Raw genomic sequence first — 12336 nt, forward strand, 5'->3', positions numbered from 1 at the left:
CCTTCGTCGCCACGGGTGTGTGGCCGTGGGGAGAAGTCTCTTCCTGCAAGGCGATGGCGTAAATGTCATATAAGCCACCTTTCAGGACATGCGCTGCTCAAGCCGCCGCGGCCTCCCGACGGGCCACGCGGCGCACGCTCTGCGGCGGATGCCCCAGCGTGCGCAGGAAGGCGCGGCGCATGCGCTCGGGGTCGCCGAAGCCCGTTTCGCGCGCGACCACGCCGAGCGCGAGGCTGCCCTCGTCGATCAGCGCGCGTGCCGCCTCCACGCGCAGGTTCTCGACCGCGTGCGCCGGCGACTGCCCGGTCTCGGCCTTGAAGGCGCGGCTGAACTGGCGCGGGCTGAGGTGCGCGACCTCGGCCAGTTCGTCCACCGACAGCGTCTCGCGCAGGTTGGCGCGCGCATGCACCAGCGCCTTCTGGATGCGATCCGACTTGGGCGCCAACTCGAGCAGCGCGGAATGCTGCGACTGCCCGCCCGCGCGGCGGTGGTACACGACCAGCTTCCTCGCCGCGAACCGTGCCGCCTCCACGCCGAGGTCTTCTTCCACCAGCGCCAGCACGAGGTCGATGCCCGCCGTCATGCCGGCCGAGGTCCACACCGGCCCGTCGTTGATGAAGATGCGGTCGGGCTGCACCTTGACGGCGGGATGGCGCTTCTGCAGTTCGCCCGCAAAGGACCAGTGCGTGGTCGCCCGGCGTCCGTCGAGCAGGCCCGCGTCCGCCAGCCCGAAGGCGCCGGTGCAGATGCTGGTCACGCGGCGCGCGTTGCGCAGCCCCGCGCGCAGGAAGCGGCACATCTTCTCGGACGTGGGCGCGATGAAGAGCGCGCCGCTCATCACCAGCGTGTCGAATTTCCCCGTGCCGAAGCGCTTGCTGTCGGTGACCACGCCCGACGAGCTGGCCACGGGGCCGCCCTCCTCCGACAGCAGCTCGACCTGGTAGACCTGCTTGCCGGCATGGAGGTTCGCGAGCTCGAAGGCGGCAATGGCAGCGAGGTCGAGGATCTGGAAGCCGGGGAAGACGAGCATGCCGATGCGTTTCATGGCCATGTCCTGAAAAGAGGGTTGTTAGAGGTAGTAGACACAAGGCTAGACCAACCCGTCACACCGCGCCAGCGGGAGGGATACGGCCCGCGCCCTTCCCGCGCCGCGATGGGTGTCCCCACCAATCGGCAAGCGCCAGCCAGCGCGGGTCGTCCCACAATGGGCGCTCCCCACCATGACCAACCCGACGACAACGACAGCAGGCGCCCCCACAGCCGAACCGGGCGCCCACGCATACTGGCAGCGCAACCTCGCCGTCTGCATGTTCGGCTCCTTCACGACCATCATCGCGATGACGCTGCTGCTGCCCTTCCTGCCGCTGTACGTCGAGCAGCTCGGCGTGAAGGACCACGCCGCCATCGTGCAGTGGTCGGGCGCGGCCTACGGCGCCACCTTCCTGAGCGCCGCGCTGGTCGCGCCGCTGTGGGGCCGGCTGGCCGACCGCTACGGGCGCAAGCCGATGCTGATCCGCGCAAGCCTCGGCATGGCGGTGGCGATGGCGCTGATCGGCCTGGCGGCCAACGTGTGGCAGCTCGTGGGCCTGCGGCTGCTGGCGGGGCTGCTCGGCGGGTACGCCTCGGGCTCGATGGTGCTGGTCGCCACGCAGACGCCCAAGGACCGCACCGGCTGGGCGCTGGGCACGATGTCGTCGGCCATCATGGCGGGCAACCTCGTGGGGCCGCTGGTGGGCGGGGTGCTGCCGCCGCTGGTCGGCATCCGCAACACCTTCTTCGCGGCGGGCGCGATGATCTTCATCGCCTTTCTCGCGACGGCCTTTCTCATCCGTGAAGAGAAGAAGGCGCCTTCCGCAGCGAAGCAGCGCGGCGCCTCCGACGACACCGGCTGGGCCGCCGTGCCCGACAAGCGCCCGCTGGTCGCGATGCTCTTCACCGGCATGCTGCTGATGCTGGCGAACATGTCGATCGAGCCGATCATCACGGTCTACGTCGCCACGCTGCTCGACGACCCGCAGCGCGTGACGATGATGGCCGGCCTCGTGATGTCGGCTGCGGCACTCGGCAGCATCCTCTCGGCCTCGCGGCTGGGCAAGCTGGCCGACCGCGTGGGGCACTGGAACGTGATCGTCGGCTGTCTCGCGGTGTCGGCGCTGCTGCTGATTCCGCAGGCCTTCGTCACGGCAGGCTGGCAACTGGTGGTGCTGCGCTTCCTGATGGGGCTGTCGCTCGGTGGGCTGCTGCCGTGCATCGCGAGCGTGATCCGCCACAACGTGCCCGAACGCGTGGCCGGCAACATGCTGGGCTACTCGACGTCGGCGCAGTACGCGGGCCAGGTGGCGGGCCCGCTGCTGGGCGGCTTCGTGGGCGGGCACGTCGGCATGCGCGCCGTGTTCCTCGGCACCTGCGTGCTCATGGCCGCAGGCGCCGGGTGGAACTGGCTCGCGCAGCGCGCGGCTGCGTCGTCGGCTACTCGCTGACGACGGCGCTGCGGTAGGCCGCGTCGCCCTTGATCTCCGCTTCGGAGAACGGCACCTTCAACCACTGCCCCGCGCTGTAGGCCCGGGTGTAGTCGGCGTTGTGCGCCGAGGCCGGGTCGTCCGAGAGCGAGAACGTGAGGAAGGTGTGCGCCTCGACGCCACCCTCGGGGAAGCGCACGATCTGCATGTAGCTGTTGCCGTTCGGGTTGCCGTCCATGGTGTAGCCGCCCTTGTCCAGACGGTTCTCCGAGCACGCGATGGTGAAGTAGCCCGGGCCGTGGCAGCCGCCGTACAGCGGGATCTTCTGGCCGCCGCGCGTGGCGAACAGGTAGTCGCCACGCTGTGCATCGAGTGCGAAGCCGCTGGCCTCCACGCGCGCGACGGCCGCGCCGAAGGCCTGCTGCAGGGCACTCGCGGCACCGGCCTTCAGGTCACGTGGCGTGTGGATCGGATCGCTCGCGCTGAAGGGCACGTTGTAGAGCGTGGCGGCGGATTGCAGCGACGCGCGGTTCCAGAACTCGTCCCAGATGTGTGCGCCGCGCGCGCCGAGCGTGCCCGTGTTGTTCCAGGCCCTGAGCACCGCGCAGGCCGGGCCGGTGTCCACGTCGCGCCCGATGGCTGCGCCGCCTTGCGGATCACTCGCCACGTTGATCGTCGGCGTCGCGCACACCATGGCCAGCGCCTGGTCCTTGAACAGTTCGGCCGTCAGCACGCGGCTGTTGAGCACCATCTGCTTGACGGTCTCCGGCGTGGCCGCCTTGCCGGCGTAGCTGTCGGTGCCGTCGATGCGTGCCTGCGCCATCAGGTTGCCCAAGCGCGTGCGGAAGCTCACTGGCGCCGTGCCCGCGGGTCCCATGATGGCCGGGTAGCCGGTCATCGGCGCCTTCGGGTTCGCGAGCCAGTAGCTGTCGTTCGAGTTCTCGACATAGTCGTCGCGCAACAGGCTCGGCAAGCGGGCCGCGCCGATGGCGCCCTTCTGCGCCGAGTCGGCATCGGTCTGCCAGTCGCATTCGCTCTTCGAGCCGTCGAAGAACGGCGCGAGCGGGAACGAGGAGGCGGCTGCCGCACCCAGCGGTGTCGTGCAGCTGGCCACCTGGGTGGGCGACACGTTGGGAACCGCGCCGATGTCGGCATACCAGGCCTTGGCCGCGCCGCGGCCCACGGCCACGGTGTTGACCCACGGAATGGCCGCTTCCTCGCGCTGGATGGCAATGAACTCGTCGAGCGACTTGGCCTGGTTCCAGCGCAGCCAGTTCTTGAAGGTGCGGTAGTTCTCGCCGTTGATGTCGCGGATCGCGAAGGCCGTGGTCTGGCTCCAGGCATAGGGCGCACCCGCCGCGGCCAGGTTGACCATCGGACCGTACTCCGACTTGTAGAGCGTGCGCGTCACCGGCGCCACGCTGCCGTCGGCCTGCTTCACGTTGACGGTGATGTTGAGCGCCTGCATCTTCACGGGCTTGCCGTCGCGCATGTAGCTGGTCGGGTCGCCCGCCGCGAGCTTCAGTTCGTAGAAGCCGAAGCGCCGCGCGGTGGACACCGTGTGGCTCCACGCGATGTTGTCGTTGAAGCCGATGAGGATCACCGGGATGCCGAGGAACGAGGTGCCGCTGATGTTGAGCTGGCCCGGAATCGTGAGCTGTGCCTGGTAGAAGCGGTCCGGTCCGCGCCAGTACCAGTGCGGGTTGCCGAAGAGCAGCGGGCTGCTGTCGCCGGTGGCGGCCGTGCCGAAGCCGATCATGTTGCTGCCCACGCCCTCCTTGCCGCCCACCTGCAGCAGCTTGGGCACGGGCACGCTGGCCGCCGCCAGCTGCAGCGCGGGCTTCTTCGCGCCGCCGCGCGCGGCCATCTTGGTGGGCGCCGCCGGTGCCGGTGCGATCGCATTGGCGATGTTCGGCAGGAAGACGCTGTAGCCGCCCGCGAGGTTGGCCGCGTACATGCGGCGGTAGATGTCCTCGGCAGTGATGGGCTTCACCCAGGCTTCGTTGCGGCAGGCCTGGTGCGCCGTGCCGCCGGCCTTCACGTCGCGCACGTAGCGGTTGTAGCCGGCGGCGAAGCCCTCGACCAGCTGCTTCAGGTTGTCGGGCTGGGCGGCGATCATCTTCGCGAGCACGTCGGCCGAGATCACCTGCTTGTGGAAGAAGTCGGAGTCGATGTTCTTCGGCCGCGCGATGGTGCTGCTGGCCACGAGCTGCGCATCGCCGCCGAGGTACTGCGAACGCTCGCCGCGGTAGGTGAGGAAGGAGTCGGCCATCGTGCACAGGTCGTCTTCCGCCTGCGCAAAACCGTAGCCGTAGCCCACGCCGGGCCAGTTGTCGGCCTTGATGTGCGGCACGCCCAGGGCGGTGCGGCGGATCTCGGCCTTGTAGGCGCCTTCGGCCGGCGGGTTGGTGGGCGGGTTGCCGCCGATGGGAAAGAACGGGAACCCGTTGCCGCCTCCACCACCGCCACCGCAGGCGGTGAGCGTGGTCGCTGTGACCAACGCGAGCAGGGACAGCGGCATGGCGCCGCGCGAGGATGTCTGTCTCATGGATGTCTCCGGTTGATGCTCTCTTGATGGAGCACCGCCAGCTTAGGCAGGCAGGCCGGCTGCGGCTTGAACGCAGCCGCTGTCCTGCGCCGCGCCTGGAGACCTTCGAAGGCGCCTCAGTGCGCGAGGCCGCGCCCCCACGCGTGCGAGGCCTGCTCGTCGGCCGTCACGCGCACCTGGTTCGACAGGAAGGACGGCGACAGGCCGAAGTAGCGCTGGAAGGTGCGGCTCATGTGCGCCGCGTCGGTGAAGCCGCTGACCAACGCCACGTCGGTCAGCGGGCGGCGCGCGGTGAACTGCTGCACCGTGCGGCGCACCTTGGTCCACAGCGCATAGCGCTTGATCGACACGCCCACCTGCTGCGCGAACAGGTGCGTGAGCCGGTCGGGCGAAAGAAAGGCCAGTGCCGACAGCTCGCGCAGCGGGATCTGCCCCGCATGCGTGCGGATGGCCTGCAGCACGCGGTCGATGCGCGGGTCGATGACGGCCTGCAGCTCGGGGCACTCGGTGATCGACGTGACCAGCTTCGAACTCAGCACCTGCAGGCGCCGGTCGGACAGCGCGCCGTGCTGCGCCGGTTCGAAGTCGTCGCGCGCGCGGCCGAAGCGGCGCGCGTCGAGCGGCTGGATGCCGTGGCCGCCCAGGTGCCGCGAGAGCATGCGGTAGGCGCTGGAGGCCGGGTCGAGGTTGAGCGACAGCAGTCCGCAGCCGTCGACATCGAGCCGGCGCGACACGTGCGGCCCCACCAGCGCGGCGGTGCAGCGCACGCGCGTGCCGTCGACCGCCTCCAGCGTGAAGGGATGGCCGCTCACCGAGGCCAGCAGCGTGGCCGACGAACGCGCCGTGAGCCCCGACTGGATCGCCGGCGTGATGTAGAGGAACCTGTCGTCCCACAGGTGCAGGGAGTTGTGCCGCGTGGTGGTCATGCCGTCTCGCTTGGGTCTTGTCTCTTGTACTTGTCTCCAGCGGCGGATTCTCACGCATCGCGGCGGCGGCCCGCGCAAGGGCCTGCGCTCAGCGGGGTTGCACGGTCTCGAGCTGCAGATGCTGGCGCACGGCCTCCAGCAGCAGCGTGGCCAGCCGGCTCGCCGGGGCCTCGGCGCGGGCCTGCGCGCGGTACAGCACGAGCGAGATCTGCGGCAGCGCCGGCAGCGAGAGCACCGCGCGGTCGAGCGCGCGCACATGCGCAGGCAAGCCGAACGGCGTGCGCACGGTCAGGCCCAGGCCGGCCGAGGTCGCGGCCCACAGCGCCGCCAGGCTGGCGCTGCCGAAGGCGCGGCGCCACGGCAGGCCGGCGCGGTCGAGCGCGGTGATGACGATCTCGCGCAGCGGGCACGGGGCGTCGAGCATGATGAGCGGCAACGGCTCCTTGCTCTTCACGGCGCGGACGCCCGCGCGGTGCTCGCGCTCGGTCCACCAGGGCGCATCGACGCGCTCGGGCGCCGTGGGGCCGATCCACAGCAGCGGCATCCGCGCCACGCGCTCGGCATGCGGCGACAGCGGCTGGTCGCCCGCGTCCCAGGCCAGCGCCAGGTCGAGCTGGCCCAGCTCGAGCCGCTCGCGCAGCTCGCCGCTGCGCGCCACGCAGGCCTCGATGCGCACCTTGGGATGGGCACGCGCGAAGCGGCCGAGCACGGCCGGCAGCAGCGTCTCGCCGAAGTCTTCCTGCAGGCCCAGCCGCACCCAGCCCTGCAGGTCGGCGCCACGCAGGGCGGCGCTGGCCTCGTCGTTGAGCTCGAGCATGCGGTGCGCGTAGGCCAGCAGCGTCTCGCCGGCATCGGTGAGCGCCAGGCCGCGGCCCTCCTTGCGGAACAGCACGGTGCCGGCCTGCGACTCCAGCTTCTTGAGCTGCGCGCTCACGGCCGAGGTCGAGCGGCCCAACTTGTCGGCCGCGCGCGCGTAGCTGCCGAGGGCCATGCCGGTGGAAAAGGTGCGCAGCACGTCGAGATCGAACATCACCTGGGTCATCGCGGGTCCTTGCATGAGGTCTCTCAATCATCCTGAATTTCAGGACGATCCGCTCATTATTTTCTGATTTTCAAAACCTTTGCAGCGGTGGACACTGCGCTGCAACATGACCCATTCGCCCTCCTCCACCCCGCTGTCGCCCCGCCACCGCTGGAAGGTGCTCGCCGCCGGCGTGGCCGCCAACGCGGCCTTCTCGGTCGCCTTCAGCGGCATTCCCATGACCGCCGTGCTCATGCGCACTGGCTACCAGCTGGACAACGCCGCGCTCGGCCTGGTGCTCGGCCTCATGGGCCTGGGCATCGCCGTGAGCGAGCTGCCCTGGGGCCTGCTGACCGACCGCTGGGGCGACCGCCCCGTGCTGCTGGCCGGGCTGGGCAGCACGGCAATCGCGCTGGTCGCGATGGCGCTGTGGGCCGCGCCGGGCGCCGGCCATGTGCCGGGCCTCGGCGTGCTGGGCGCGGGGCTGCTGCTGGTGGGCCTGCTCGGAGGCAGCGTGAACGGCGCCAGCGGGCGCGCGGTGATGACCTGGTTCGACGCCGGCGAGCGCGGCCTGGCCATGAGCATCCGCCAGACCGCCGTGCCGATGGGCGGCGGCATCGGCGCGCTGGTGCTGCCCTTCGTGGCGCTGCACTTCGGCTTTGCCGCGCTGTACGGCCTGCTGGCGCTGCTGTGCGCGCTGAGCGCGGCGATGAGTTGGGCCTGGGTGCACGAGCCGCCCGTGGCGCCCCGCCACACGAGCGTGGAAGCACCGGCGCCGAAGACCGGCCCGCTGCGCGACGTGCGCGTGTGGCGCATCGTGGCCGGCATCGGCATCCTGTGCGCGCCGCAGTTCGCGGTGCTGTCCTTCGGCACGGTGTTCCTGCACGACTTCGGCCACGTGGGCCTGGGCACGATCACCGCCGCCATGGTCTTCGTGCAGGTCGGCGCGATGGCGATGCGCGTGTGGAGCGGCCGCTGGACCGACCGCCGCCGCAACCGCCCGGCCTACCTGCGCGCCTGCAGCGCGCTCAGCGTGGTGCTGTTCGCGGGCCTGGCCGCGCTGGTGATGGCGGCGGGCACCGAGGCACCCTCCACACCGCTGCGGCTGGCGCTGATCGCGCTGCTGGCGGTGAGCGGCGTGTGCGTGTCGGCCTGGCACGGCGTGGCGTACACCGAGCTGGCCACGCTGGCCGGCGCGGCGCGCGCCGGCACCGCATTGGGCATGGCGAACACCAGCGTGTTCCTCGTGTGCTTCGTCACGCCCTTCTCGATTCCGCACCTGCTGGCGCTGCAGGGCTGGCCGGTCGTGTGGCTGGCGGCCAGCGCCTGCGCGCTGGTGGCCATGCCGCTGCTCGTGCCGCGCCGCAACGCCGATCCCGGCGCCTGCACGGCCGAGCTGGCTCAGAAGGTCGCGAAGACGGCGTTGAGCCGGTCGACGTAGGCGCGCTTGGCGGCCGCGTCGATGAAGCTGCCCTCGAAGCTGTTCGCCGCGAGCTGCCAGGCCTGTTGCACGCCCAGGCCGGTGGCGGCGAAGGTCTGCGTGAAGTTCTGGTTCATGTAGCCGCCGAAGTAGGCCGGGTCGTCCGAGTTGACGGTGGCGACCAGCCCCGCGTCGAGCAGCGCGCCCAGGTTGTGCTGCGACAGGTCGGGGAACACGCACAGCTTGAGGTTCGACAGCGGGCACACGGTGAGCGGAATGCGGTCCTGCGCCAGCCGCTTCATCAGTGCCGGGTCTTTCGCGCTTTGCACGCCGTGGTCGACGCGCTCGACCTTCAGCACGTCGAGCGCGCTCCACACGTAGGCCGGTGGGCCCTCTTCGCCCGCGTGCGCGACGAGGTGAAAGCCCAGTTCGCGGCAGCGTGCGAACACGCGCGCGAACTTCTCGGGCGGGTGGCCGACCTCGCTCGAGTCGAGCCCCACGCCGATGAACTTGTCGCGGTACGGCAGCGCCTGCTCCAGCGTCTCGAAGGCCTCTTCCTCGCTCAGGTGGCGCAGGAAGCACAGGATGAGCGAGGCGCTCACGCCCAGCTTGGGCAGCGCATCGACGCAGGCGCGGTGCAGGCCGTTGACCACCGTTTCCATGGCCACGCCGCGCGCCGTGTGCGTCTGCGGGTCGAAGAACATCTCGGTGTGCACCACCTGGTCGGCGGCGGCGCGCTCCAGGTAGGCCCAGGCCATGTCGTAGAAGTCCTGCTCCTTCAGCAGCACGCTGGCGCCGGCGTAGTAGATGTCGAGAAAGGTCTGCAGGTTGGTGAAGGCGTAGGCCTTGCGCAGGTCTTCCACGCTGGCATACGGGATCGAGACACCGTTTCGCTGCGCGAGCGCGAAGATCAGCTCGGGCTCGAGCGAGCCTTCGATGTGCATGTGCAGTTCGGCCTTGGGCATGGCGCGCAGCAGCTCGGGCAGGCGTTCGGCGGGAATGCGCTGCGCGAAGCTGGGGTCGAAGAGGGGGCGGCTGGAATCGGTCATGGGGCGTGGGAAATCGACGTTGTGATCGCGCACAGCATAAGGGCAGACACCCTGCGCGGCATCCCCGAAAACGTATACGCTGCCAGCCCCATTTCCCCCAAACTGATCTGGGTCAAATCGGGCCATGGCGGATGCGCTAGGCTTGGACCCCGGCAGGCCCGGCATCGGGCGTGTTCCCTCCAATCCGCGCGCAGCGTGCATTCGTGCCCCTGGCGCCGTCCTTGATCGACTCGCATGACCCTACAAAACGCCTTCACCCGCGAAGACCTGCTGCGCTGCAGCCGCGGCGAACTGTTCGGCCCCGGCAACGCCCAGCTGCCCGCCCCGAACATGCTGATGGTGGACCGCATCACCCACATCAGCGCCGAGGGCGGTACCTACGGCAAGGGCGAACTCACGGCCGAACTCGACATCACGCCCGACCTGTGGTTCTTCGCCTGCCACTTCGAAGGCGACCCGGTGATGCCGGGCTGCCTGGGCCTGGACGCCATGTGGCAGCTGGTGGGCTTCTTCCTCGGCTGGCAGGGCCTGCCGGGCCGTGGCCGGGCCCTGGGCTCGGGTGAAGTGAAGTTCACGGGCCAGGTCCTGCCGACCGCCAAGCTCGTCACCTACAGCATCCAGATCAAGCGCGTGCTCAAGGGCAAGCTGAACCTGGCCATCGCCGACGGCTCGGTGAGCGTCGACGGCCGCCAGATCTACACCGCCGAGGGCCTGCGGGTCGGCGTGTTCACTTCCACCGACAACTTCTGAGGGTTTCGCCATGCGCCGCGTCGTCATCACCGGTCTGGGCATCGTTTCGTGCCTGGGCAACGACAAGGAGACCGTCTCCGCCAACCTGCGCGCCAGCCGCCCCGGCATCCGGTTCCAGCCGGCCTACGCCGACATGGGCCTGCGCAGCCAGGTGGCCGGCTCCATCGACCTTCCCCTCGAAGACCTCATCGACCGCAAGCTCTATCGCTTCGTCGGCCACGCGGCGGCCTACGCCTACCTGGCCATGAAGGACGCCGTTGCCGATGCCGGCCTGACCGACGAGCAGGTGTCGAACCCGCGCACCGGCCTCATCGCCGGCTCGGGCGGCGCCTCCACGCTGAACCAGATGGAAGCGCTCGACCTGCTGCGCGAAAAGGGCGTCAAGCGCGTCGGCCCCTACCGCGTGACGCGCACCATGAGCAGCACCGTGTCGGCCTGCCTGGCCACGCCCTTCAAGATCAAGGGCCTGAACTACTCCATCGCCTCGGCCTGCGCCACCAGCGCGCACTGCATCGGCAACGCCATGGAGCAGATCCAGATGGGCAAGCAGGACATCGTGTTCGCCGGCGGCGGCGAGGAAGAACACTGGACCCAGTCGTTCCTGTTCGACGCCATGGGCGCGCTATCCACCAAGTACAACGACAGCCCCGAGAAGGCCTCGCGTGCCTATGACGCCGAGCGCGACGGCTTCGTCATCGCGGGCGGCGGCGGCATGGTGGTGGTCGAGGCGCTCGACCACGCACTGGCACGCGGCGCCAAGATCTACGCCGAGATCGTCGGCTACGGCGCCACCTCCGACGGCTACGACATGGTCGCGCCCAGCGGCGAAGGCGCCGTGCGCTGCATGCAGATGGCGCTGTCCACCGTCGACACGCCCATCGACTACCTGAACACCCACGGCACCTCGACGCCCGTCGGCGACGTCATGGAAATGAAGGGCGTGCGCGAAGTCTTCGGCGACAAGGCGCCGGCCATCAGCTCCACCAAGAGCCTGTCGGGCCACTCGCTGGGCGCCGCCGGCGTGCACGAGGCGATCTACTGCCTGCTGATGATGGAAGGCCACTTCATGGCCGGCTCGGCCAACATCGAGGCGCTCGACCCCGAAGTGGCCGACATGCCGATCCTCACCGCGACGCGCGAGAACGCCACCGTCGACACCGTGATGAGCAACAGCTTCGGCTTCGGCGGCACCAACGCCACGCTGGTGCTCAAGCGCTGGCAGGGCGCGTAGCCCGGCCACCTGCCGGCCCCGTCGCGCCCGCGACGACGGGCCCGCAGGCGCTTCGCTAGACTGGGTTTTCCGTTCTTCATCCATCCACCGCGCGAGGAGACCCATGGCGATCGACACCCTTTCCACCTGGCACCGGCTCGTCAAGACACGCGACGTGGCGGGGCTCGACGCCCTGCTGGCCGACGACGCCGTCTTCCTCTCGCCCGTGGTGCACCGGCCTCAGGTCGGCAAGGCGATCACGAAGCAGTACCTCGCCGCGGCCTTCCAGGTCTTCTTCAACGAGAGCTTTCGCTACGTGCGCGAACTCCAGGGTCCGACCGACGCCGTGCTCGAGTTCGAACTCGAACTGGACGGCATCGCCATCAACGGCGTGGACATGATGAAGTGGAACGCCGAAGGCCGGATCACCGAGTTCAAGGTGATGCTGCGGCCGCTGAAGGCGGTGAACCTGATCCACCAGAAGATGGCGGCGCAGCTGCAGGCGGCTGCGCAGCAGTAAACGCGCTCAGGGGCAGGCCAGTTCCGTCCTGGCCACGGCGCACAGCCGGGCCTTCTCGGCTGCGGGCAACGTGAGCCCCGGCATCAGCCCGTCCAGCCGCAGCACCGCCGGGTAGAGGCGCGTGTCCTGCGGGTTCTTGCGGTAGGCGCGCAGCACCAGCTGCTGGCCTTCCTTGCCGCAGTGCTGGCGCTGCTGGCGCGCCACTTCCTTGTCGTGCGCCGAACCGTCGCCGTTGAATTCGCCGGCGAAGTGAAAGCACATTTCCGCGTCGTCCACGGCCTTGCGCAGGCGCTGCTCTTCCTTCGAGAACGTCGGCGGTGCGGCGAACGACATCGACACGGCCAGCAGTGCCGCGCCTGCCGCCATGACCCTCTGCAGCTTCATGGTGTGAATCCTTTTCCTGAATGAAAAAAGGGCCGTCCGCAGACGACCC

Annotated in this window: 11 protein-coding genes; 5 read left to right on the forward strand and 6 right to left on the reverse strand. The window is 69.7% G+C overall.

Translation table 11 applies throughout. The features are described from left to right. Positions 1-97: 97 nt before the first annotated feature. Positions 98-1045, reverse strand: coding sequence for a GlxA family transcriptional regulator (locus AC1RAA_RS12255; protein WP_492729073.1), 948 nt, complete (start codon positions 1043-1045; stop codon positions 98-100). A gap of 175 nt (positions 1046-1220) precedes the next feature. On the opposite strand from AC1RAA_RS12255, the gene AC1RAA_RS12260 reads away from it, so the two are divergent. After that, on the forward strand, positions 1221-2480 hold the full coding sequence (locus AC1RAA_RS12260; RefSeq protein ID WP_492729072.1) for an MFS transporter: 1260 nt from the start codon (positions 1221-1223) through the stop codon (positions 2478-2480). Here AC1RAA_RS12260 and AC1RAA_RS12265 read toward each other — a convergent pair. From AC1RAA_RS12265 to AC1RAA_RS12275, 3 genes are all read right to left on the reverse strand, one after another. After that, a complete protein-coding gene (locus AC1RAA_RS12265) occupies positions 2470-5007 on the reverse strand; it encodes a penicillin acylase family protein (protein ID WP_492729070.1) in 2538 nt (845 codons plus the stop codon). The two genes, AC1RAA_RS12260 and AC1RAA_RS12265, sit on opposite strands and share 11 nt — an antisense overlap. 116 nt (positions 5008-5123) lie before the next feature. Continuing rightward, positions 5124-5933, reverse strand: a complete 810-nt coding sequence (locus AC1RAA_RS12270; protein ID WP_369631878.1) for a helix-turn-helix domain-containing protein — start codon at positions 5931-5933, stop codon at positions 5124-5126. 88 nt (positions 5934-6021) lie between these two features. Further along, positions 6022-6975, reverse strand: a complete 954-nt coding sequence (locus AC1RAA_RS12275; RefSeq protein ID WP_307637305.1) for a LysR substrate-binding domain-containing protein — start codon at positions 6973-6975, stop codon at positions 6022-6024. A 106-nt stretch (positions 6976-7081) separates the two neighbouring features. On the opposite strand from AC1RAA_RS12275, the gene AC1RAA_RS12280 reads away from it, so the two are divergent. After that, positions 7082-8395: an MFS transporter gene (locus tag AC1RAA_RS12280; RefSeq protein ID WP_492729067.1), complete on the forward strand. Its 1314-nt coding sequence runs from the start codon at positions 7082-7084 to the stop codon at positions 8393-8395. On the opposite strand, the gene AC1RAA_RS12285 is transcribed toward AC1RAA_RS12280, so the two are convergent. Further along, positions 8356-9423 (reverse strand): adenosine deaminase, encoded by a 1068-nt coding sequence (locus AC1RAA_RS12285; protein ID WP_369631876.1) that lies wholly within the window; start codon positions 9421-9423, stop codon positions 8356-8358. The two genes, AC1RAA_RS12280 and AC1RAA_RS12285, sit on opposite strands and share 40 nt — an antisense overlap. Positions 9424-9657: 234 nt before the next feature. On the opposite strand from AC1RAA_RS12285, the gene fabA reads away from it, so the two are divergent. From fabA to AC1RAA_RS12300, 3 genes are all read left to right on the forward strand, one after another. Continuing rightward, positions 9658-10173: a 3-hydroxyacyl-[acyl-carrier-protein] dehydratase FabA gene (gene fabA, locus AC1RAA_RS12290; protein ID WP_056574156.1), complete on the forward strand. Its 516-nt coding sequence runs from the start codon at positions 9658-9660 to the stop codon at positions 10171-10173. 10 nt (positions 10174-10183) lie between these two features. Continuing rightward, on the forward strand, positions 10184-11404 hold the full coding sequence (gene fabB, locus AC1RAA_RS12295; RefSeq protein WP_492729065.1) for a beta-ketoacyl-ACP synthase I: 1221 nt from the start codon (positions 10184-10186) through the stop codon (positions 11402-11404). A 103-nt stretch (positions 11405-11507) separates the two neighbouring features. Further along, positions 11508-11903, forward strand: coding sequence for a nuclear transport factor 2 family protein (locus AC1RAA_RS12300; protein ID WP_492729063.1), 396 nt, complete (start codon positions 11508-11510; stop codon positions 11901-11903). Positions 11904-11909: 6 nt separating this feature from the next. Here the strand turns inward: AC1RAA_RS12300 and AC1RAA_RS12305 are convergent, their stop codons facing one another. Continuing rightward, positions 11910-12287, reverse strand: a complete 378-nt coding sequence (locus AC1RAA_RS12305) for a hypothetical protein (RefSeq protein WP_492729061.1) — start codon at positions 12285-12287, stop codon at positions 11910-11912. Between the last annotated feature and the right edge of the window lie 49 nt (positions 12288-12336).

This window comes from Variovorax sp. GW823-FHT04F07 (genome assembly GCF_058795995.1).

What these genes read in the sequence shown, in the direction of transcription:
- AC1RAA_RS12255 (WP_492729073.1), bottom strand. Translation starts at nt 1,045, where the DNA reads ATGAAACGCATCGGCATGCTCGTCTTCCCCGGCTTCCAGATCCTCGAC.
- AC1RAA_RS12260 (WP_492729072.1), top strand. Translation starts at nt 1,221, where the DNA reads ATGACCAACCCGACGACAACGACAGCAGGCGCCCCCACAGCCGAACCG.
- AC1RAA_RS12265 (WP_492729070.1), bottom strand. Translation starts at nt 5,007, where the DNA reads ATGAGACAGACATCCTCGCGCGGCGCCATGCCGCTGTCCCTGCTCGCG.
- AC1RAA_RS12270 (WP_369631878.1), bottom strand. Translation starts at nt 5,933, where the DNA reads ATGACCACCACGCGGCACAACTCCCTGCACCTGTGGGACGACAGGTTC.
- AC1RAA_RS12275 (WP_307637305.1), bottom strand. Translation starts at nt 6,975, where the DNA reads ATGACCCAGGTGATGTTCGATCTCGACGTGCTGCGCACCTTTTCCACC.
- AC1RAA_RS12280 (WP_492729067.1), top strand. Translation starts at nt 7,082, where the DNA reads ATGACCCATTCGCCCTCCTCCACCCCGCTGTCGCCCCGCCACCGCTGG.
- AC1RAA_RS12285 (WP_369631876.1), bottom strand. Translation starts at nt 9,423, where the DNA reads ATGACCGATTCCAGCCGCCCCCTCTTCGACCCCAGCTTCGCGCAGCGC.
- fabA (WP_056574156.1), top strand. Translation starts at nt 9,658, where the DNA reads ATGACCCTACAAAACGCCTTCACCCGCGAAGACCTGCTGCGCTGCAGC.
- fabB (WP_492729065.1), top strand. Translation starts at nt 10,184, where the DNA reads ATGCGCCGCGTCGTCATCACCGGTCTGGGCATCGTTTCGTGCCTGGGC.
- AC1RAA_RS12300 (WP_492729063.1), top strand. Translation starts at nt 11,508, where the DNA reads ATGGCGATCGACACCCTTTCCACCTGGCACCGGCTCGTCAAGACACGC.
- AC1RAA_RS12305 (WP_492729061.1), bottom strand. Translation starts at nt 12,287, where the DNA reads ATGAAGCTGCAGAGGGTCATGGCGGCAGGCGCGGCACTGCTGGCCGTG.